Raw genomic sequence first — 19,434 nt, 5'->3', positions numbered from 1 at the left:
ACGGCCCCGTCCTCAAGCGCCGGACGGACCGGATACGCGGCGGCGGTCCGCACCCGAGGTGCGCACTCGATGCCAGGGGTCTCGGGCCGGTCCGCCGAGCCGCGCTGAGCCCACCGCCCACCCGCCCGGCGTCGACGCCACCTCCCCGACCCAGTGGAGCGCTACGGCTCCAGGATGCGCGGCGAGAGCGCCCCGCAGGGCAGCAGGTCCACTTCCGCCCCCGCGTCCCGCAGGTCGGTCAGCACCAGCTCGTCGTACATCAGCAGCCCCGACTGCTCGGGCCACACGACCGCCCACAGCCACAGCCCGAGAGCCTCGCCCGCGAAGACGGCGCGGTCGTCCGGGGCGCCGGCCACATGCCACAGCGGGGTGGGCCGGCCGGCCGCGAGGACCTTGGCCTGCGGCGGTTTCTCGACACTCATGTAGGGCCCGGGGTCGGGCGCGTCGATACCGGCGTAGCGCGCGCCGAGGCCGACGCCGAGCTCCTCGGCGACCAGGATCAGCTCCCCGATGCCGCCGAGGGGGCCGGGGCCCGAGCAGGCCACCATGGTCGCGCGCCCGCCGCTGCGGTCGTCGCCCGCGAAGCCGGCACCGGTGAAGAGCCATCCGACCGGCAGCGGCCACGGCATCCATACCGGCACCCGGGCACGGTGCACCACGACACCGAGGGCCTCGACGCTGGGCGGGATCACGGGCTGCAGTGGATGCACGGTCCCGTGCGCATCGCACTGCCAGGAGTCGGCAAAAAGGCCGGGAGCCCTGACCCGGCCACCACACTTCGGGCAACTGGGTTCGCCCCTCATAGAGCCCCACGGTCCTCCCCGTCTTTCGCCGCGTCAAGGACGATCACCCGTCCGGAGCGCGCCGTCACCGCGAGGAACTAGATGTAACTTGCACTAATTAGCTCAGCTAACTTATTATGTGCATACGACAACGACCTCGCCAGGACCGTCGGAGGAACGAACATGACCAGCAGCACGGGAGGCCCCGCCCAAGGGGACACGGAGGACACGTTCGACGCGGGTGCGGGCGGTCTCCTGCACCAGCCGAAGGCCGTCTGGGCGACCGCCGGGGCATCCGTCGTCGCCTTCATGGGCATCGGGCTCGTCGACCCGATCCTGCCCTCCATCGCCAAGGGCCTGGACGCCACCCCGAGCCAGGTCTCCCTGCTCTTCACCTCGTACTTCCTGATCACCGCCGTCGCGATGCTGCTGACCGGCTTCGTCTCCAGCCGCGTCGGCGGCAAGAAGACCCTGTTGCTCGGCCTCGCGCTCGTGGTGGTCTTCGCCGGGCTCGCGGGCACCTCCGGGTCGGTCGGCGAACTCGTCGGGTTCCGGGCCGGCTGGGGGCTGGGCAACGCCCTGTTCGTCTCGACGGCCCTCGCCGTCATCGTCGGCGCGGCGGCGGGCGGCAGCGCCGCGGCGATCCTGCTGTACGAGTCCGCGCTCGGCCTCGGCATGGCCTGCGGGCCGCTGCTCGGCGCGCTGCTCGGCAACGCCAGCTGGCGCTACCCGTTCTTCGGCACCGCGTTCCTGATGGCGGTCGGCTTCCTGTGCGTCACGGCCTTCCTCAAGGAGCAGCCGAAGCCGGCGCGCAGGACCGGGCTGCTCGACCCGCTCAAGGCGCTCGGCCACGGCGGTCTCGCCTCGGCCGCCGTCTCCGCGTTCTTCTACAACTACACGTTCTTCACCGTGCTGGCCTTCACGCCGTTCGTACTGAACATGACTCCCTACAAGTCCGGCGCGGTCTTCTTCTGCTGGGGTGTCCTGCTCGCGGCGTTCTCCGTCGTCGTGGCGCCGCGCATGCAGGCACGGTTCGGCTCGCTGAAGGTGCTCGGCGGTTCCCTGGTGCTGCTCGCCGCCGACGTGCTCGTGCTGGGCTACGGCGACCACACCACCGCCGTCGTCTGCACGATCCTCTCGGGCGCCTTCATCGGGGTGAACAACACCGTTTACACCGAACTGGCGCTGGGCGTGTCGGACGCGCCGCGCCCGGTGGCGAGCGCCGGGTACAACTTCGTGCGCTGGTTCGCGGCGGCCGCGGCGCCCTACTTCGCGCCGAAGATCGAGGAGTGGAGCTCCGTCCGCGTCCCGTTCCTGGTGGCGGCGGTCACCGCGCTGATCGGCGCCGCGGTGGTCTGCGTACGGCGTAACGCGCTCACGCACGAGGCGGCCGGGCTTCAGCCCCGGCACGCCTCCGAGGACAGCGTCACGGTTTTTGCCAACTGACGATTTCCGGCCAGGAACTGACCTGGTCTCAGTCCAGCGGAACGGATGTGCGCAGCGGATCGCGCAGGTCCGTTCCGCCGTTCAGCCAGCGCTCCTGGAGGGCCGCGGCGCCGTGCACCCGCTTCCACGCGGCCTCGTTCGGCGTCATCGGGAGCAGCGGCAGGAACCGTACGGGATCGGCGGGCGCGTCCAGCTCCAGGTCCTCGACCAGGCCACCGGACTCCGCGACCAGGACGGAGGTGAAGGGCGCGCCCGGCCAGAGCGGTCCGCCCACGTCGAGCGAGGCACCGGGACTCACCACCAGCCCCTCGACCTGCGGGGACGCGGCGAGCACGGCGAGCGCGCGCAGCACCTTGTCGGTCTCGGCGCCGCCCGCGCGCACCGAGAGGACCAGCTCGGCGCGCGGACCCTTCACCGGATCGGCGAGCACCACCGTGGGGTCCGCCATCGGCTGGGCGGACATGCCGAGCGTCGCGTAGCGGACGACGTCGCCCTCCGTGAAGCGCAGCACCTCGATGCGGTCGGTGCCGAGAAAGGTGACCGCGGCGCGCGCGTCGGGTTCGCCCAGCGCGGAACGCAACCGAGCCTCGACCAGAGGAAGAACATCAGCCATGAACCGAGCATAGAACTCGTCAGCAACGGGCAAAGCGGGGGCTTGACGCTTCGGTGCGCTGATAGTCTTGGCCGCTGGTCGGGGCAGCACGCAGAAGCGTCGCTCTCGAGCTCCGACGCACTGAGACTGACTGATCTCCCCGACGGGAGACAGCTCCCCCACGGGGGATGGATCGTCCCTCACGGGGGACCGGCCGGAGGAGGTGGGGCTGCAATGGACCGAAGTCGACCGTGCAGTACCACCCGCTCTTCCGGTCGCTGAATTCTGTAGCTGGTTTCCTCACCCAGGCCGGCTGCCGCTTCCTGCAAACGTGTGCATACGTGTCAGCGTTGTCCGTTGCACCACGGAAGAGCGCTTCGTTCCCGCCTGATCTGTCTGATCTGAATCAGTAGCGAAGCTGCCACCGCGACGGTGCGGTGCTCCCCGCTTTGTGGACGTGCCAAACATCCGCAGTCAGGACGTCCCCATTCCGGGCAGTTCCAACCGTCGCCGGCGGCCTCCAGTTGTGAAGGAGCCTGCCATGTCGATGATCCGTGACCTCCGTGCCGCGGTCCGCCCCCGCCCCTCCCTGCGCAAGGACAGCGGCTCGTACGACACCACCCGCGCCCCCGGGACCAACTCCGCCGTGGTCGACTGCGCGGTCTACCGCGACGGGGCCCGCGTCCAGACCCCCGAGCCCCTCACCCCGCACCAGGCGATGCGCCTGGTGCACCGCGACGGCGGCTTCGTGTGGATCGGCCTGCACGAGCCCACGGAGGCCGAGTTCTCGGGCATCGCGAGCGAGTTCGGGCTGCACCCGCTGGCCGTGGAGGACGCCGTCCAGGCGCACCAGCGGCCCAAGCTGGAGCGCTACGACGACTCCCTGTTCACGGTCTTCAAGACGATCCACTACGTGGAGCACGACGAACTCACCGCCACCAGCGAGGTCGTGGAGACCGGTGAGGTCATGTGCTTCACCGGCCGGGACTTCTTCATCACCGTCCGGCACGGCGGCCAGGGCTCGCTGCGGGCGCTGCGGCACCGGCTGCAGGACGAACCCGACCTGCTCGCCAAGGGCCCCTCGGCCGTGCTGCACGCGATCGCCGACCATGTCGTGGACGGGTACATCGCGGTCGCGGACGCCGTGCAGGACGACATCGACGAGGTCGAGACGGAGGTGTTCTCGCTCGGGCGCAAAGGCACTCCGCGCGGCACGGACGCCGGCCGCATCTACCAACTCAAGCGTGAGGTACTGGAGTTCAAGCGAGCGGTGTCGCCGCTGCTGCGTCCGATGCAGCTGCTGAGCGAGCGGCCTATGCGGCTGGTCGACCCGGACATCCAGAAGTACTTCCGCGACGTGGCCGACCACCTCGCCCGGGTGCAGGAGCAGGTCCTCGGCTTCGACGAGCTGCTCAACTCGATCCTCCAGGCCAACCTCGCGCAGGCGTCCGTCACGCAGAACGAGGACATGCGCAAGATCACCTCCTGGGCGGCGATCATCGCCGTACCGACGATGGTGTGCGGTGTGTACGGCATGAACTTCGACTACATGCCGGAGCTGCGCTGGAAGTTCGGCTATCCGCTGACGCTCGGCGTCACCGTCGGCATCTGCCTCTCGATCCACCGGATCCTGAAGCGCAACGGATGGCTCTGACGCGGGCGCGTCCCGCTGGCTAGGCTGAGTCCATGACGGAACAGGTGCTCGATCAGGCCCTCATCGAGGAAGCCACCAAGAAGTCCGGGCTGATCTGGGTGCGTGGCGACGGCACGCCGTCGACCGGCACCCCGGGCGCCGGAGAGCCCGCCCAGGCCCTGTGGCACGTGTGGCACGACGGCGCGGTCTGTCTGGTCGGCGACGGGCCCGGCGAGCAGCCGCTGCCGGGCCTCTCCGACGGGGGCGAGGCGGTGGTCACCGTACGCAGCAAGGACAAGGGCGGGCGTGTGGTGGCCTGGACGGCGAGGGTGGTCGAGCTCGCCCCCGACTCCGACGTGTGGCAGGAGACGGTCGCCGAGCTCAAGGGCAAGCGTCTGAACGCGCCGGACGGTGAGGAGATGCCGGCCCGCTGGGCGCGCGAGTGCCGGGTGCTGCGTCTGGAGCCCCTGGCCGGCACGCTCCCGCTGCCGGACGGCTCGCTGGCCGCCGCGCCCCTGCCGACCCCGGCGACGACCCGGCAGCCGGTCCCGGCGGCCGTCCCCCGCCTCCTCTTCAAGAAGCGCAAGCGGTCGTAGGTCCGGGCGGCATCGGGAGACCCGGGCGGCCGTGGGGCTCGGCGGCTACGAGGTCGGCAGCTGCCTGCCGTAGTCGACGGTCTCGTCCTTGGCCGGTTCGGCGAGGGCGAAGCCCTTGCCCCAGTCGGTGAGGCGGAGGGTGCCGGCGCCGCCCGCGCGGACCAGAAGGACGGGATAGGGGGTCCCCTTCAGTGAGACGTCGAGGGTGCCGCCCGCTCCCTTGTCACCGGTGATGCGGATGGTGCGGACGCCGGACTGCTCGTGGTGGCCGTCCGTGGCGAGCGTGCCGTGCAGGGTGAGCAGGCCCTCCAGGAGGACGTCCTTGTCCGTGAAACTGATGAAGCGCTTGTAGGCCGGGTCACCGGTCGGCACCTTCACGTACTTGCCGCCGAGCTTGTCGGCGGCGGCCGTGTCCGCCGAGGTGCCGTCGCTCTTGTCGCCCTGATGGCTCCAGAACTCGGCGCCGGCCTTGAGGAAGAGGTGTTCGCCCACCCGCAGCAGCTTGAAGCCCGCGCCCTGCGAGGTGACCGACCCGGTGCCGCCGTCCGCCTTCAGACGCATGTCGAGTTTGTACGTGCGTCCGTTCGACACCACGGTTCCGGCGAGCCTGACCGCCTCCGCGGAGGTGGCCGCGGTGCGGGACTTCGACTGGATCGTGGAGGCGGGCAGCTTGCCCACCCCGTTCGTGCCCGCGTCCGGATCCTCGCTGCCGCACCCCGTCAGTCCCGTCCCCGTCACGACCAGGGCGCACATAGCGCCCACCAGTGCGGCCCTGCGGGTACGGCCCTGGAGAATCGCAGTCACAGGTGGGCTGCCTTTCGTACGGGGGTCCATGCGGGTGTCCGTGCCGGGGCGCCCTGCGGGGGTCCAGACGGGGTGCCCACCACGGCGTACGGCAGCGTACCGGTGCCGCCACGGGCCGACGGAGCCAGTCCGTCCGGACCGCTCACCAGGGCGTATCCGACCGGGACGGGCTAGCCTGAAGCCCACCCGAGCGGACAGAACGGGACCAACCACGCGTACGGCGACACCACCCGGCGCACGTACCGGGACAGCATGGGAAACACCCACCGGGACAGCACGGAAAGAAGGAGGCGCGGGCATGGCCGCAGGCGCCCCCCGGATCTTCGTCTCGCACCTCGCCGGTGTCGCCGTCTTCGACCCGAACGGCGACCTGGTCGGACGGGTGCGGGACCTGGTCGCCATGCTGCGCGTGGGGCGGCGCCCGCCTCGGCTGCTGGGGCTGGTCGTCGAGCTTTCCACCCGGCGGCGCATCTTCCTGCCCATGACCCGCGTGACCGGTATCGAGTCCGGCCAGGTCATCACCACCGGCGTCCTGAACGTGCGGCGCTTCGAACAGCGGCCCACCGAGCGGCTCGTGTTCGGGGAACTGCTCGACCGGCGGGTACGGCTCGTCGACACGGACGAGGAGGTCACCGTCCTCGACGTGTCGGTCCAGCAGCTGCCGGCCCGCCGGGAGTGGGAGATCGGCCGGGTCTTCGTGCGCCGGGCCCGCAGCGGGACCTTCCGGCGCACCCGGGGCGAGACCCTGACCGTCGACTGGTCCGCCGTCACCGGGTTCTCGCTGGAGGAACACGGACAGGGCGCCGAGAGCCTGCTCGCCACCTTCGAGCAACTGCGCGCCGCCGACCTCGCCAACGTGCTGCACCACCTCTCCCCGAAGCGGCGCGGCGAGGTGGCCGCCGCGCTCGACGACGACCGTCTCGCCGACGTGCTGGAGGAACTCCCCGAGGACGACCAGATCGAGATCCTCGGCAAGCTCAAGGAGGAGCGCGCGGCGGACGTCCTGGAGGCGATGGACCCCGACGACGCGGCCGACCTGCTCGCCGAACTGCCGGAGGAGGACGTGGAGCGGCTGCTGACGCTGATGCGGCCCGACGACGCGGCCGACGTACGGCGGCTGATGGCGTACGAGGAGCGCACCGCGGGCGGTCTGATGACGACCGAGCCCATCGTGCTGCGGCCCGACGCCACGGTCGCCGAGGCGCTCGCCCGGGTCCGCAGCTCCGACCTCTCCCCCGCGCTCGCCGCCCAGGTGTACGTGTGCCGCCCCCCGGACGAGACACCGACCGGCAAGTACCTGGGCACCGCGCACTTCCAGCGGCTGCTGCGCGACCCGCCGTACACGCTCGTCAGCTCGATCCTCGACGACGATCTGCAGCCGCTGGCGCCGGACGCGGCGCTGCCGGTCGTCGCGGGTTTCTTCGCCACCTACGACATGGTCGCCGCGCCCGTGGTCGACGAGAGCGGCTCCCTGCTCGGCGCGGTGACCGTGGACGACGTCCTGGACCACATGCTGCCCGAGGACTGGCGCGAGACGGAGTTCCATCTGCACGAGGACGAGGCCGTAGGGGGGAGCCATGACGCCTGACCGCGAGACCCGTGAACGGGCCGTCGCGGGCGCCACCGCGACCACCCGGCCGCGCAGCCGTCTCGACCAGCCGATGCCGCCACGCCGCAGGCTGCTGCCCGAGTGGGACCCTGAGGCCTTCGGACGGCTGTCGGAACGGATCGCCCGCTTCCTGGGCACCGGGCGCTTCATCGTCTGGATGACGGTCGTCATCATCCTGTGGGTGGTGTGGAACGTCAGCGCGCCCCGTGACCTGCGGTTCGACAACTATCCGTTCATCTTCCTGACCCTGATGCTGTCGCTGCAGGCCTCGTACGCCGCCCCCCTGATCCTGCTCGCCCAGAACCGCCAGGACGACCGCGACCGGGTCAACCTCGAACAGGACCGCAAACAGAACGAGCGGTCGATCGCGGACACCGAGTACCTCACCCGCGAGATCGCCGCCCTGCGCATCGGCCTCGGCGAGGTGGCCACCCGCGACTGGATCCGCTCCGAACTCGAGGACCTGGTCAGGGCGCTGGAGGAGGACCATTCCGACAGCCACGTCGTATTCCCGGCGGAACGGTCGCCGGGACGTGACACAGGCGACCGCTGACGGGGCTTTCCGGGCTCCGGTCCGGGCGCCGTACCATCGTCCCTATGGCTACGGAAGACGCGGTGCGTGAAGCACTGGCGACGGTGAACGACCCCGAGATCCAGCGACCCATCACCGAACTGGGGATGGTCAAATCGGTGGACATCGGTGCGGATGGCGCGGTCGCGGTCACCGTGTATCTGACCGTCTCCGGCTGCCCGATGCGCGAGACCATCACCGAGAACGTGACGAAGGCGGTCTCGGCGGTCGAGGGCGTCACCCGGGTCGACGTGACCCTGGACGTCATGAGCGACGAGCAGCGCCGCGAGCTGGCGGGCGCGCTGCGCGGCGGCCAGGCCGAGCGCGAGGTCCCCTTCGCCAAGCCGGGCTCACTCACCCGCGTGTACGCGGTCGCCTCCGGCAAGGGCGGCGTCGGCAAGTCCTCGGTGACGGTGAACCTGGCGGCGGCGATGGCCGCCGACGGTCTCAAGGTCGGCGTGGTCGACGCGGACATCTACGGCCACTCCGTGCCCCGGATGCTCGGCGTCGACGGCCGTCCGACGCAGGTCGAGAACATGATCATGCCGCCGTCGGCGCACGGCGTGAAGGTCATCTCCATCGGCATGTTCACCCCGGGCAACGCCCCGGTCGTGTGGCGCGGCCCGATGCTCCACCGCGCCCTGCAGCAGTTCCTGGCGGACGTGTACTGGGGCGACCTGGACGTCCTCCTCCTCGACCTCCCGCCGGGCACCGGCGACATCGCGATCTCCGTCGCCCAGCTGGTGCCGAACGCCGAGATCCTCGTCGTCACCACCCCGCAGCAGGCGGCGGCCGAGGTCGCCGAGCGCGCGGGCTCCATTGCCGTCCAGACCCACCAGAAGATCGTGGGCGTCGTCGAGAACATGTCGGGCCTGCCGTGCCCGCACTGCGGCGAGATGGTCGACGTGTTCGGCACCGGCGGCGGTCAGACGGTCGCGGACGGTCTGACCCGCACCACCGGCGCGAACGTCCCGGTGCTCGGCTCCATCCCCATCGACGTCCGTCTGCGCGAGGGCGGCGACGACGGCAGGCCGGTCGTCCTGACGGATCCCGCGTCCCCGGCCGGCTCGGCCCTGCTCGCCATCGCCGGCAAGCTGGGCGGCCGACAGCGCGGCCTGTCGGGCATGTCCCTGGGCATCACCCCGAGGAACAAGTTCTAGACCGCGCAAACCGAACACGTACGCGCCCTGCCAGGAGCGCGGAGCCCTTGCGCCCCACCAGAAGCGCTGGGACCCGCGCACCTCGGGGGCACCAGGAGCCACACGCCTCACGAGCGCTCACCACCGCACGCCCCAGGGGCGCGGGGAACCGCGCACCTCACGAGCGCTCACCACCACATGCCTCAGGGGCGCGGGGAACCGCGCGACCGGCCACCGCGGGCCCGCGGCCGAAGAACCTCCCCCGCCCCGCGGCACCCGGTCGGCCTCCGGGTCACCCCGCGGAGCACTCACTCATACGCCGAGATGTCCTTGACCACGGCGAAGCCCAGTCCGTACGCGCTCATGCCCCGCCCGTACGCACCCACGTGCACGCCCTCCTGGGTCGACCCCGCGAGCACCCAGCCGAACTCGGACTCGCGGTAGTGGAACGGCGTGGGCACGCCGTCCACGGGCAGGGACAACGAGGACCAGTCCGACCCGTCGAGATCGTCCGCGAGGACCCACGCCGTCTCGGTCTGCTGGTCCAGCCAGTCGTCCCGCAGGGTGTGGTCCATCTGGCCGGGCCAGGTGAAGGACAACAGGCCCACGCCCGCCAGCCAGGCCGCCGAGGACACCGAGGTGGCCTCCAGCAGCCCCGTACCGTCCGCGCTGCGCCGCGAGGGGTTCGCCGCGACGGTCACCACGACCGCGAAGCGCTCCTTGTCCTCGGTCGACTCGCTGCGCACCGAGGGCTCCTCGCCGTGCCCGATCGAACCGTGCTCGACGGCGCCGTCCGCCGACATGCCCACCTGCATCAGCCAGCGCGGTCCCGTGAAGGCCTCGTCGAGGCCGTACCACGGGAAGGGCGCCAGCAGGTAGCCGTCGACCGTGCGCCGGGCGAAGGGGACCGGTTGTCCGCCCTCCGTGGCCGGTGCCTGCGCGCCTACCCGACTTGTCGTCTCCATCTGCCCGGACGCCTCCTTGCTCTCGTCGGACCGGGTGGCCCGCCCCCCTCGGGCGTCCTCAGCGGTCCGCACAACAACTGGGCAGCATAGCCACACCGCTCCGAGCAGCACGGAAAGCACCCGTCGCGTGGGTCGCGGCCGCCATCGATTTCCGGCCGTGTCGCCCGGCCCCGGACCCCTGACCCGCCTCGGTCGGGGTACGGCTCAGGTGGCGTCGGCGTCGAAGGGCGGGCGCTCGTCCTGGCCGGGCTTCTCGGGCTTCTTGGTCATGTCCACGGTTGAGCCGGCCGAGCCGGAACCCGACCCTGACCCTGAACCCGAAGCGGAGCTCGACGACTCGGATTCACGGCTGTGCACCGCGTCCGTGACCTCGGCCATCTCCTTCTTCAGGTCGAAGCCGTTACGGATCTCCTTGAGCCCCAGCTCGTCGTTGTCCAGCTGCTTGCGCAGGAACGTCTTGGGGTTGAGGTCCTCGAACTCGAAGTCCTTGAACTCCGGGCCGAGTTCCTCACGGATGTCCGCCTTGGCGCTCTCCGAGAACTCACGGATCTTGCGGATGGTGCGCGTGACGTCCTGGATCATCTTCGGGAGCTTGTCCGGACCGAAGACGAGCACGGCGAGGACAACGAGCGCCACCAGCTCGAGCGGTCCTATGTCATTGAACACCTGAAGCTCCTTGCGATGTCCTTCGGTCCTCGGCCCTCGGCGGTTCTTCCGTGGTCCGGGCCCGGTCCACGGTACCCGGCGATCCCGTCCGTCCGGAACTGTCCCGGGCCCTCCGGGTCCCTGTACACGTCGAGTTTTCCCGGAAGTTTGCCGCTCGGGGCGGGATGCGGGCCCCCGCTGTGACGTTCATGTCAGTTGTCGTCCGTCGAGGTGAGCCGCGGTCCGGGACCGTCAGTCGCCGTCGGCCGAGCCGAGGACCAGGGTGATCCGCTCACGGCCACCGCCCCGCCGCAGGGTCAGCAGCAGCCGGTCGCCGGGGCGGTGGGCGCGGGTCCGCACGATCAGCTCCTTCCCCGAGTGCACGCGCAGCCCGTCGACCTCGGTGATGACGTCGCCCGCCCTGATCCCCGCCCGGGCGCCGGGACCGCCCGGGGTGACCGGCGGGCCGCCGCTCGTCTTCGTACCGACCCGGGCGCCGTCGCCGGTGTAGGCCATGTCGAGCGTGACACCGATCACCGGGTGGGTCGCCCGGCCCGTGTTGATCAGCTCCTCGGCGACGCGCCTGGCCTGGTTGACGGGGATGGCGAAACCGAGCCCGATGGAACCGGCCTGACCGGCCTGCGGGTCTGCGGCGCTGTCGGCGGAGCGGATGGCGCTGTTGATGCCGATCACCCGCGCCCGGGAGTCGAGCAGGGGTCCGCCGGAATTGCCCGGGTTGATGGGCGCGTCGGTCTGCAGGGCGTCCACGTACGAGACGTCGCTCCCGTCGCCCTTGTCGCCGCCCGCCGTGATGGGCCGTTCCTTGGCGCTGATGATCCCGGAGGTGACGGTGTTGGCGAGGTCGAAGGGCGCGCCGATGGCGACGACGGGGTCGCCCACCTGAACGCTGTCGGAGTTGCCCAGCGGCAGCGGCCGCAGTCCGCCGACCCCGGACACCTCGACCACGGCGAGGTCGTAGCCGCTGTCGTGCCCGACGACGGTGGCCTTGGCGCTCTCGCCGCCGCTGGACGTCACGGTTATCCCGCCACGCGTGCCGGCCGGTTCGACCACGTGATTGTTGGTGAGGATGTGGCCCCGGGTGTCGAGGACGAAGCCGGTGCCGGTGCCCTCCTCGTCGGTGCCGCGCACATGCAGCGTGACGACGCCGGGCAGGGCGCGGGCCGCTATCCCGGCGACACTGCCCGCGGGCCTTCCAGGGGCCTCCTTCGCGGCCTGGGGCAGCTCGATGTCCCCCGTCCCGCCGTCGCGCTCCAGATAGACGCCCACGGCGCCGCCGACACCGCCGGAGACGACGGCGATCAGCACGGCCCCGAGGACCAGCGCCCTCCTGACGCCCCCGCGGCGCCGCGTCCCCGTGCCGACCGCCGCGCCGTTCTGCTGGAGGGGCCCGGGAGCGGCCCAGGGGTCGTAGTTCTGCCAGGGGCTCGGAGCGGGACGGGAAGCGGTCGTGTACGGGGCTGGAGGCGCCCCTGGGGGCAGTGAGGCCCCCGGGGCCGGGGTTCCCGCCGGGACACCCGTCCCGGCCCCGGAGACGGCCACCGGGGCGGACGCGCCGCGCGAGTCACCGGCAATGGGGTCGGGGGTGCCGTACGCGGCGCCGGCCGACGGGATGGCGTCTCGTGGGCGAGGTCCGGCGTTTCGTACGCGATGCCGCCCGCCGGAGCTAAGCGTCTCGTACGCGGAGGTGACCTCGGGGGCGGGTGCGCCGTACGTGGGGGCCGGTGTTCCCCGCGCGGGGGTGACCGGCTGGGCGGGGACGCCGTGCGTGGGTGTGATGGGCGTGGCCGCGGAGGCGGGCGTTCCCTGACCGCCGGCACCCGTGGGAGCCGCCGGTCCGTGCGCCCGCGTGGGCGCCGGGGCGGGGGTGCCGTGTGCCGGGGTGATCGCCGGGTGCTGGACCGGAGGGGCGGGTGCCCAGGGGCCGGGCTCGCCGTACGGCGGGGTGCCGTAGGGGTCGGGGTCGTGCAGGGGCCCGGGGCGCTCCGTGGGGTCCAGGGACGCGGGTTCGATGGCGGACCCTTCGGCGAACGTCCCGGTGCCCGGTGCGTCCGGTGCGTCGGCCGTGGGGGCGGGCACGGGCCGTTGCAGCTCGAAGTCGCCGTCGCGATCGAAATCGCCGTCGCGCTCGAAATCGCCGTCGCGCTCGAAGTCGCCGTCGCGCTCGAAGTCGCCCTCAGGGCCGATGCCGCCACCGGGCGGGCGGACGCCCGCCGAGCCCACCTCTCCGGCCACCGGGGGTACCGGCCGGGGCCGGCTCCACCACTTCGCCTTGGTCGGCTTCCCGTCGTCCATGTTCTCCCCACACCCGGCCCGCGGCACAGCTCGCCGACGGTCACCGCAGATTGCCGACATCCGCGTCCGGGAACCCCTGGATCCCTCCGGCGGACGCGCCCCACCCCGGATTCAACCAGGTTCCGGGGTCGCGGCGAAGAGAGTGGGTCAGCGGGCGGTACGGGAGGAGAGGGACGGGGAGGAGGAGGGGACGAGGCCGGAACGGGGGCGGCGAGCAGACCCGGGGTCGCGACGTCGGGCGCCATCGACCAGGAGGCCGACACGGCCGGCCGCACCTCGGTGAGCGGACGTATCAGCGGGGACATCACGGCGGCGCCGGCCACCACGGGGGTCGTCAGCGTGTGCATCATGTCCTGGCCCTGGGGCGCCGGAGCGGGGATTCCGGGCAGCAGCGGCGCGGACACCTCGGTGGGCTGCACGGGGGCGTCACCGAACGCGCGCTGGCCCTGGGCGAGCAGCGGTCCGGTGGAGCGGCGGCGCTGTGTCTCGGGAGCCGTCGCGGTCCCCGAGCCGGGGGTGCGCATCGGTGTCACGTTGCTTCCGCCGGAGCCGCCGCGCGCGTCCGCGGTGTCACCGGGCATCCCGGTCGACACCCCGCCGAGCGCGACCGCGGCGAGCGACACCGCGCCGGCCGCGGCGAAGGCGAAGCGCAGACCACGCGAGGAGGACCTCTCTGCCTCGTGACGGCTGACGTCATGGATGCGGAAGCCACGTCCGGCGGACGGCGGCAGCACATCCGCGTGCGGCGCGGCGGGCACGTACCCGAAGGGTTCGCCGCGCACGCCGAAGACTCCGGTCACTCCGGGACCGGAGGGGAGTCTTCCGCCGAATGCTCCCCCGCCGAACGGTGAGCCATCACCGCCGTCGAAGTCACCTCCCCCGGGCAGTCCCTGGAGACGGGCCAGGAAGCTCTCGGAGGGGGGCGGAGGGGCGACTTCCGCGAAGACGTTCTTCAGTCGGCGCTGGGCGTCCGCCTCGGCCTTGCACTTCGCACAGGTGGCGAGGTGGGCCAGGACGCGCTCGCGCGACTCATGACCGAGCTCCCCGTCCACGAGGGCGGACAGGCGGTCCCCAAGATGCTGGTCGGCAACAAGCCGCTCCGCAGAGTCAGGCCGTGATCCACTCACGCGGTCGCGCCCCCTCCTCCCAGCGCGGGAACTCCCGTGATCGCGAAGCCGCGGCGCTCGGCACGGGCCTCGGGAGACCGGTGCGAGAGGGCCTTGCGCAGCTGCGAGCGACCACGGTGGATCCGGCTGCGGACCGTACCGAGCTTGACGCCCAGGGTGGCGGCGATCTCCTCGTACGACAGTCCTTCGATGTCGCAGAGGACGACGGCGGCGCGGAACTCGGGCGCGAGGGTGTCCAGCGCCTGCTGGACGTCCGCGTCGAAGTGCGCGTCGTTGAAGACCTGCTGCGGGGAGGGCTCGCGGCTGGGCAGACGCTCGGCCGCGTCGTCGCCGAGGGCGTCGAAGCGGATGCGCTGCTTTCGGCGCACCATGTCCAGGAAGAGGTTGGTGGTGATGCGGTGCAGCCAGCCCTCGAAGGTGCCGGGCGTGTAGGTCGACAGGGAGCGGAAGACACGGACGAAGACCTCCTGGGTGAGGTCCTCGGCGTCGTGCTGGTTTCCCGTCAGGCGGTAGGCGAGCCGGTAGACCCGGCCGCTGTGCGTGCTGACGATCTCCTCCCAGGTGGGCGGAGTCCACGCCTGCGACTCCGCGTCGGTGGTGAACGTCGCGGTCTGCGCGGGGGCAGCAGCATGGAACGTGTCAGCGATGTCGGTCACGGATTTCGGCTCACCCGCCGATCGCAGCAGGCGCCTCAGCACCCGTCCCCGATCCACAGGCGCAGCCGCACCTCCCCTGTCGGCTCTGGTGGTGTCCAGTGGAGCCCCTACCATAGCCACCTCGCCCGTTAGCTCCGGATAAGCGGTTTTACGGGAAATTGATACGCGCTCATATGGCTGTGTCAGCACGTGCTCGGCACCTCGCTCCGCCTCCCGCTCCGCGACCTGATCCATGCGCTTCCCCCCGGTCCGTTTCCCCATCCCTCTAAACGCCCGGTCCCATCAGCAGGTTCCCGGCACCAACGGATACAGTCACGCCCAGGCAACCACGGGGACAGGAGAGGGTCATTACCGGCAACCGGCAGACGAGCTGGGCGTTCGCCGACGCCTTTGTCGCCGAGGACGAGGCGCTGCGCTGGGCCCGCGACCGGGCCCGCGAGGCAGGCCTGCGCTCGGTGTCGCCCGGCACGGGCGCCGCGCTGCGCCTGCTCGCCGCCACGGTGGACGCGAAAGCGGTGGCGGAGATCGGGACCGGGACCGGCGTCTCCGGAATTCATCTGCTGCACGGCATGCGGCCGGATGGGGTACTGACCACCGTGGACCCGGAGCCGGACCGCCAGCAGTTCGCCCGCCAGGCCTTCCGCGCGGCGGGCTTCGCGAGCAACCGCGCCCGCTTCATCCCCGGCCGAGCGCTGGACGTGCTCCCCCGGCTCGCGGACGCCGGCTACGACCTCGTCTTCTGCGACGGCGACCGTCTGGAGTGCCTGGACTACCTCGCTGAATCGTTGCGCCTGCTGCGGCCGGGCGGGCTCGTCGCCTTCGAGGGCGTGTTCGCGGACGGCCGCACCATGGACTCGGGCCCGCAGCCGGCGGAGGTCGGCCGGCTGCGCGAGCTGCTGCGCGCGGTGCGGGAGAGCCAGGACCTGGTGCCCTCACTGCTCCCGGTGGGCGACGGCCTGCTGTGCGCCGTCAAGCGCTGATCCGCACCACTGGGCACCCGCCCGACCCGCCCTGCCTCGCTCCGACACGACCCTGACCTGCACCGATGCCAAAGTGGCGGGCAGTGGGTCCGCCCTTGACGCACCACTGCCCCGGCACCGTTTACGATGCCGGGGCAGGTGAAAAGGTATGGTCGCTTCCGCGTCAGCCGACGACCTTCTTGAGGGCGTCGCCGAGCGCGTCGGCCTCGTCAGGGGTCAGCTCGACGACGAGCCGACCGCCGCCTTCGAGCGGAACGCGCATGACGATGCCCCGCCCCTCCTTTGTCACCTCGAGCGGGCCATCGCCCGTCCGCGGCTTCATGGCCGCCATGCTCGTTCCCCTTCCTGAAACCAGCTCATCGTCGCCGACGGCCCCTTGGAGGGCACGCACGTCCTCTCATAGGACACACGTCACCGGCATCGAACACATTGCTTCCAGGCCATTATCCCGCATCTCAGGACCCGATGACCAACATCAGTCGGCATCGCTTGCGCAACGCGCTTGAGCAAAACCACTCAATTCGGCGATGTGGCTGCGATACTGCGCCGCCGCATGGACTCTCACGGCTCGGAATTCTTTGACGCAGGTCACATGTCCTGTCCGTTCCTCGGACCGTGATCTCCGCTCCGTCGTCCTGCATGCTGTCCTCGGACGCAGGGCGTACCGACGGGTACGACGGAGCCGCGACACCGAGGGGACCCATCATGGCCGACACCGTGCTCTACGAGGTGAGCGACGGACTCGCGACGATCACGCTGAACCGCCCCGGGGCGATGAACGCGATGGACACCGGTACGAAGGTCGCCCTGCGGGACGCGGCGCAGAAGGCCGCTGCGGACCCGGAGGTGCGGGCGATCCTGCTCACCGCGGCCGGTGACCGGGCGTTCTGTGTCGGGCAGGACCTCAAGGAGCACATCGGGCTGCTGGCCGCCGACAAGGAGTCGGGGTCGAGGCACACCATGAGCACCGTGCGCGAGCACTACAACCCGATCGTGCGCGCCCTGACCGGCGCCGCGAAGCCCGTGGTGGCCGCGGTCAACGGTGTCGCGGCCGGTGCGGGTCTCGGTTTCGCGCTCGCCGCGGACTACCGGATCGTCGCCGACACGGCCGCCTTCAACACGTCGTTCGCCGGGGTGGCGCTGACCGCAGACTCCGGGGTCTCCTGGACGCTGCCGCGGGTCGTGGGCCCGGGGCGCGCCGCCGACCTGCTGCTCTTCCCGCGCAGCATCACCGCGCAGGAGGCGTACGAGCTGGGCATCGCGAACCGGCTCGTGCCCGCCGGGGAACTGCGCGCGGAGGCGGAGAAGGTGGCGCGGGCGCTGGCCGCGGGGCCGACGGTCGCGTACGCCGCGCTGAAGGAGGCCGTCGCGTACGGCCTGACCCACTCTCTGGACGAGACGCTGGAGAAGGAGGACGAGCTGCAGGCGCGGGCGGGGGCGTCAGAGGACCATCTGATCGCGGTGCAGGCGTTCGTCGACAAGGAGAAGCCCAAGTACTTGGGGCGGTGACGGGTCGCGAGCGGGGGCGGGGGGCCGGCCACGGTCGGCCCGCCGCCCCCGACGCTCCTACAGGGTGTCCTTGCGCGCGACGCAGTCCACCAGGTGGTCATCGACCAGGCCGCACGCCTGCATCAGGGCGTACGCCGTCGTCGGGCCCACGAAACGGATGCCGCGCTTCTTGAGGGTCTTGGAGAGGGCCGTCGACTCGTCGGTGACCGCCGGGACGTCGGACAGCTTCGCCGGGGCCGGGCGGGTGTCCGGGTCGGGCGCGAAGGACCAGATCAGCTCGTCGAGCTCGCCGGGCGCCCAGTCGGTCAGCACGCGCGCGTTGGCGACGGTCGCCTCGATCTTCGCGCGGTTGCGGATGATGCCCGCGTCGCCGAGGAGACGCTCCTTGTCGGCGTCCGTGAAGGCGGCCACCGAGGCGATCTCGAAGCCGGCGAAGGCGGCCCGGAAGCCCTGCCTGCGGCGCAGGATGGTGATCCACGACAGGCCCGACTGGAAGGCCTCCAGGCAGAGCCGCTCGTACAGCGCGTCGTCGCCGTGGACCGGGCGGCCCCACTCCTCGTCGTGGTACGACACGTAGTCCTCGGTGGACAGCGCCCAGGGGCAGCGCAGGGCGCCGTCGGGACCGGCGACGGCGTCGCTCAACGCTCCTCGCCCTCGACGTGCTTGTGCAGCGAGGTGGGCCGGGCGGTGTCCGCGCGGGCGCCGGCGAGCGCGGACTCCAGGCCGGCGATCCGGGCGTCACGCTCCGCGAGCTCGGCGCCGAGGCGGCCGAGGGCGTCGTCCACGTCCGCCATGCGGTAGCCGCGGGCGGCGAGCGGGAACCGCAGGGACTCCACGTCCGCGCGGTTCACCGGCCGGGCGGCGGGCAGCGGATCGTCCAGCCGGTCGGGCGTCGCCTCGGGCAGGGGCGCGCTCTCGCCGCCGCCCACCACGGCCAGGGTCACCGCGGCGACCACGACGGCGAGCGCGACGACCAGGAACAAGAACATGAACATCGCTGAGGTCCCCACGCTCTGGTGCCGACGCGGTCGCGTCGGCGCGAAAGTACTGAAGCTCGGTGACGGCGGAACCGTCGGACTCCGATCGTGCCATGCGAGTCTGACAGCTAGGGTCGCAGGCGGCTAAGCAGTGGGATTCACAGGGAGAGGTCACAGGGGATGCTCAGGCTGGGGAAGCACGAATTCGACCCGCACGAGCCGGTGATCATGGCCATCGTGAACCGGACCCCGGACTCCTTCTACGATCAGGGAGCCACCTTCCACGACGAGCCGGCGCTCGCCCGGGTGGAACAGGCGATCGCCGAGGGGGCCGCGATCATCGACATCGGCGGGGTCAAGGCCGGTCCCGGCGAGGAGGTCACCGCCGAGGAGGAGGCCCGTCGTACGGTCGGCTTCGTCGCCGAGGTCCGACGCCGCTTCCCCGACGTGATCATCAGCGTCGACACCTGGCGGCACGAGGTCGGCGAGGCGGTCTGCGAGGCGGGGGCGGATCTGCTCAACGACGCGTGGGGCAGGGTGGATCCGCGGCTCGCGGAGGTCGCGGCGCGGTACGGGGTGGGGCTGGTGTGCACGCATGCCGGAGGTGCGGAGCCGCGGACGCGTCCGCACCGGATCGCGTACGACGACGTCATGGCCGACATTCTGGGCGTGACCGTCGGGCTGGCCGAGCGGGCCGTGTCGCTGGGGGTCGCGCGGGAGTCCGTGCTGATCGATCCCGGGCACGACTTCGGAAAGAACACGCGGCACAGTCTGGAGGCGACGCGGAGGCTGGGTGAGATGGTCGGGACGGGCTGGCCGGTGCTCGTCTCGCTCTCCAACAAGGATTTTGTCGGTGAGACGCTCGACAGGCCGGTCAAGGAGCGGGTGGTGGGGACGCTGGCGACGACCGCGGTCTCGGCGTGGCTGGGGGCGCAGGTGTATCGCGTCCACGAGGTCGCGGAGACGCGGCAGGTGCTTGACATGGTGGCGTCGATCGCGGGCCACCGGCCGCCGGCGGTCGCCCGCCGCGGCCTGGCGTAGCCGCCCCCTGCCTCCGGGGCGGAGCCCGCCAAGGGGCTGCGCCCCCTGG

The 19,434-nt window shown here is 71.6% G+C and carries 19 protein-coding genes and 1 pseudogene; 9 read left to right on the top strand and 11 right to left on the bottom strand.

From position 1 onward, the window contains the following. Positions 1–161: 161 nt before the first annotated feature. The gene (locus HEP85_RS26025; RefSeq protein WP_329290223.1) at positions 162–803 is read right to left on the bottom strand and encodes a DUF6758 family protein; all 642 of its coding nucleotides are present in this window, start codon (positions 801–803) and stop codon (positions 162–164) included. A gap of 162 nt (positions 804–965) precedes the next feature. Here HEP85_RS26025 and HEP85_RS26020 point away from each other — a divergent pair, with 162 nt between their 5' ends. Further along, entirely contained in the window at positions 966–2,228 is a 1,263-nt protein-coding gene (locus tag HEP85_RS26020; RefSeq protein ID WP_168530095.1) for an MFS transporter, read from the top strand. 28 nt (positions 2,229–2,256) lie between these two features. On the opposite strand, the gene HEP85_RS26015 is transcribed toward HEP85_RS26020, so the two are convergent. Continuing rightward, on the bottom strand, positions 2,257–2,841 hold the full coding sequence (locus HEP85_RS26015) for a suppressor of fused domain protein (protein ID WP_168530094.1): 585 nt from the start codon (positions 2,839–2,841) through the stop codon (positions 2,257–2,259). Positions 2,842–3,361: 520 nt separating this feature from the next. On the opposite strand from HEP85_RS26015, the gene HEP85_RS26010 reads away from it, so the two are divergent. Both HEP85_RS26010 and HEP85_RS26005 read left to right on the top strand, forming a co-directional pair. After that, on the top strand, positions 3,362–4,474 hold the full coding sequence (locus HEP85_RS26010; protein ID WP_168530093.1) for a magnesium and cobalt transport protein CorA: 1,113 nt from the start codon (positions 3,362–3,364) through the stop codon (positions 4,472–4,474). 32 nt (positions 4,475–4,506) lie between these two features. Continuing rightward, positions 4,507–5,049, top strand: coding sequence for a hypothetical protein (locus tag HEP85_RS26005; protein WP_329290217.1), 543 nt, complete (start codon positions 4,507–4,509; stop codon positions 5,047–5,049). Positions 5,050–5,094: 45 nt separating this feature from the next. On the opposite strand, the gene HEP85_RS26000 is transcribed toward HEP85_RS26005, so the two are convergent. Next, the gene (locus tag HEP85_RS26000; protein WP_211118249.1) at positions 5,095–5,802 is read right to left on the bottom strand and encodes a hypothetical protein; all 708 of its coding nucleotides are present in this window, start codon (positions 5,800–5,802) and stop codon (positions 5,095–5,097) included. 349 nt (positions 5,803–6,151) lie between these two features. On the opposite strand from HEP85_RS26000, the gene HEP85_RS25995 reads away from it, so the two are divergent. Genes HEP85_RS25995 through HEP85_RS25985 form a run of 3 tightly spaced genes read left to right on the top strand, consistent with a single transcriptional unit; the run spans position 6,152 to position 9,193 of the window. Next, on the top strand, positions 6,152–7,441 hold the full coding sequence (locus HEP85_RS25995) for a CBS domain-containing protein (protein ID WP_168530092.1): 1,290 nt from the start codon (positions 6,152–6,154) through the stop codon (positions 7,439–7,441). Beyond that, positions 7,431–8,015: a DUF1003 domain-containing protein gene (locus tag HEP85_RS25990; protein WP_168530091.1), complete on the top strand. Its 585-nt coding sequence runs from the start codon at positions 7,431–7,433 to the stop codon at positions 8,013–8,015. The genes HEP85_RS25995 and HEP85_RS25990 overlap by 11 nt, the downstream gene beginning before the upstream one ends. Positions 8,016–8,059: 44 nt before the next feature. Continuing rightward, on the top strand, positions 8,060–9,193 hold the full coding sequence (locus HEP85_RS25985; RefSeq protein ID WP_168530090.1) for an Mrp/NBP35 family ATP-binding protein: 1,134 nt from the start codon (positions 8,060–8,062) through the stop codon (positions 9,191–9,193). A gap of 287 nt (positions 9,194–9,480) precedes the next feature. Here the strand turns inward: HEP85_RS25985 and HEP85_RS25980 are convergent, their stop codons facing one another. The 5 genes and pseudogenes from HEP85_RS25980 to sigE all read right to left on the bottom strand — a co-directional run bounded on the left by HEP85_RS25980 (position 9,481) and on the right by sigE (position 14,920). Then, a complete protein-coding gene (locus tag HEP85_RS25980; RefSeq protein ID WP_211118067.1) occupies positions 9,481–10,137 on the bottom strand; it encodes a hypothetical protein in 657 nt (218 codons plus the stop codon). A gap of 204 nt (positions 10,138–10,341) precedes the next feature. Beyond that, a complete protein-coding gene (locus tag HEP85_RS25975) occupies positions 10,342–10,803 on the bottom strand; it encodes a sec-independent translocase (RefSeq protein WP_168530088.1) in 462 nt (153 codons plus the stop codon). A 231-nt stretch (positions 10,804–11,034) separates the two neighbouring features. Then, entirely contained in the window at positions 11,035–13,095 is a 2,061-nt protein-coding gene (locus HEP85_RS25970; protein ID WP_168530087.1) for a S1C family serine protease, read from the bottom strand. A 191-nt stretch (positions 13,096–13,286) separates the two neighbouring features. Beyond that, a pseudogene (locus HEP85_RS25965) lies at positions 13,287–14,147 on the bottom strand (anti-sigma factor); the annotation flags it as partial. 71 nt (positions 14,148–14,218) lie between these two features. Further along, positions 14,219–14,920, bottom strand: a complete 702-nt coding sequence (gene sigE, locus HEP85_RS25960; RefSeq protein WP_168530085.1) for an RNA polymerase sigma factor SigE — start codon at positions 14,918–14,920, stop codon at positions 14,219–14,221. A gap of 239 nt (positions 14,921–15,159) precedes the next feature. Between sigE and HEP85_RS25955 the strand changes: the two genes are divergently transcribed. Beyond that, positions 15,160–15,858: an O-methyltransferase gene (locus HEP85_RS25955; protein WP_148010317.1), complete on the top strand. Its 699-nt coding sequence runs from the start codon at positions 15,160–15,162 to the stop codon at positions 15,856–15,858. A 163-nt stretch (positions 15,859–16,021) separates the two neighbouring features. Here the strand turns inward: HEP85_RS25955 and HEP85_RS25950 are convergent, their stop codons facing one another. Continuing rightward, positions 16,022–16,189, bottom strand: a complete 168-nt coding sequence (locus HEP85_RS25950; RefSeq protein ID WP_003966491.1) for a DUF3117 domain-containing protein — start codon at positions 16,187–16,189, stop codon at positions 16,022–16,024. Between the two features lie 374 nt (positions 16,190–16,563). Here HEP85_RS25950 and HEP85_RS25945 point away from each other — a divergent pair, with 374 nt between their 5' ends. Beyond that, the gene (locus HEP85_RS25945; RefSeq protein WP_168530084.1) at positions 16,564–17,367 is read left to right on the top strand and encodes an enoyl-CoA hydratase/isomerase family protein; all 804 of its coding nucleotides are present in this window, start codon (positions 16,564–16,566) and stop codon (positions 17,365–17,367) included. Between the two features lie 57 nt (positions 17,368–17,424). Here the strand turns inward: HEP85_RS25945 and HEP85_RS25940 are convergent, their stop codons facing one another. Beyond that, positions 17,425–18,009, bottom strand: a complete 585-nt coding sequence (locus HEP85_RS25940) for a DNA-3-methyladenine glycosylase I (RefSeq protein ID WP_168530083.1) — start codon at positions 18,007–18,009, stop codon at positions 17,425–17,427. Next, positions 18,006–18,362, bottom strand: a complete 357-nt coding sequence (locus tag HEP85_RS25935; protein WP_168530082.1) for a DivIVA domain-containing protein — start codon at positions 18,360–18,362, stop codon at positions 18,006–18,008. The genes HEP85_RS25940 and HEP85_RS25935 overlap by 4 nt, the downstream gene beginning before the upstream one ends. Before the next feature lie 162 nt (positions 18,363–18,524). Here HEP85_RS25935 and folP point away from each other — a divergent pair, with 162 nt between their 5' ends. Then, on the top strand, positions 18,525–19,385 hold the full coding sequence (gene folP, locus HEP85_RS25930; protein ID WP_369657839.1) for a dihydropteroate synthase: 861 nt from the start codon (positions 18,525–18,527) through the stop codon (positions 19,383–19,385). The last annotated feature ends 49 nt before the right edge of the window (positions 19,386–19,434 follow it).

It is taken from the genome of Streptomyces sp. RPA4-2 (genome assembly GCF_012273515.2).
In the GTDB taxonomy this organism is placed as follows: domain Bacteria; phylum Actinomycetota; class Actinomycetes; order Streptomycetales; family Streptomycetaceae; genus Streptomyces; species Streptomyces kaempferi.
This window is presented reverse-complemented; position numbering and strand designations above follow the sequence as displayed.

What these genes read in the sequence shown, in the direction of transcription:
- HEP85_RS25990 (WP_168530091.1), top strand. Translation starts at nt 7,431, where the DNA reads ATGACGCCTGACCGCGAGACCCGTGAACGGGCCGTCGCGGGCGCCACC.
- HEP85_RS25985 (WP_168530090.1), top strand. Translation starts at nt 8,060, where the DNA reads ATGGCTACGGAAGACGCGGTGCGTGAAGCACTGGCGACGGTGAACGAC.
- HEP85_RS25970 (WP_168530087.1), bottom strand. Translation starts at nt 13,095, where the DNA reads ATGGACGACGGGAAGCCGACCAAGGCGAAGTGGTGGAGCCGGCCCCGG.
- HEP85_RS25935 (WP_168530082.1), bottom strand. Translation starts at nt 18,362, where the DNA reads ATGTTCATGTTCTTGTTCCTGGTCGTCGCGCTCGCCGTCGTGGTCGCC.
- HEP85_RS26020 (WP_168530095.1), top strand. Translation starts at nt 966, where the DNA reads ATGACCAGCAGCACGGGAGGCCCCGCCCAAGGGGACACGGAGGACACG.
- HEP85_RS26005 (WP_329290217.1), top strand. Translation starts at nt 4,507, where the DNA reads ATGACGGAACAGGTGCTCGATCAGGCCCTCATCGAGGAAGCCACCAAG.
- folP (WP_369657839.1), top strand. Translation starts at nt 18,525, where the DNA reads ATGCTCAGGCTGGGGAAGCACGAATTCGACCCGCACGAGCCGGTGATC.
- HEP85_RS25980 (WP_211118067.1), bottom strand. Translation starts at nt 10,137, where the DNA reads ATGGAGACGACAAGTCGGGTAGGCGCGCAGGCACCGGCCACGGAGGGC.
- HEP85_RS26000 (WP_211118249.1), bottom strand. Translation starts at nt 5,802, where the DNA reads ATGTGCGCCCTGGTCGTGACGGGGACGGGACTGACGGGGTGCGGCAGC.
- HEP85_RS25945 (WP_168530084.1), top strand. Translation starts at nt 16,564, where the DNA reads ATGGCCGACACCGTGCTCTACGAGGTGAGCGACGGACTCGCGACGATC.
- HEP85_RS26015 (WP_168530094.1), bottom strand. Translation starts at nt 2,841, where the DNA reads ATGGCTGATGTTCTTCCTCTGGTCGAGGCTCGGTTGCGTTCCGCGCTG.
- HEP85_RS25950 (WP_003966491.1), bottom strand. Translation starts at nt 16,189, where the DNA reads ATGGCGGCCATGAAGCCGCGGACGGGCGATGGCCCGCTCGAGGTGACA.
- HEP85_RS25995 (WP_168530092.1), top strand. Translation starts at nt 6,152, where the DNA reads ATGGCCGCAGGCGCCCCCCGGATCTTCGTCTCGCACCTCGCCGGTGTC.
- HEP85_RS26010 (WP_168530093.1), top strand. Translation starts at nt 3,362, where the DNA reads ATGTCGATGATCCGTGACCTCCGTGCCGCGGTCCGCCCCCGCCCCTCC.
- HEP85_RS26025 (WP_329290223.1), bottom strand. Translation starts at nt 803, where the DNA reads ATGAGGGGCGAACCCAGTTGCCCGAAGTGTGGTGGCCGGGTCAGGGCT.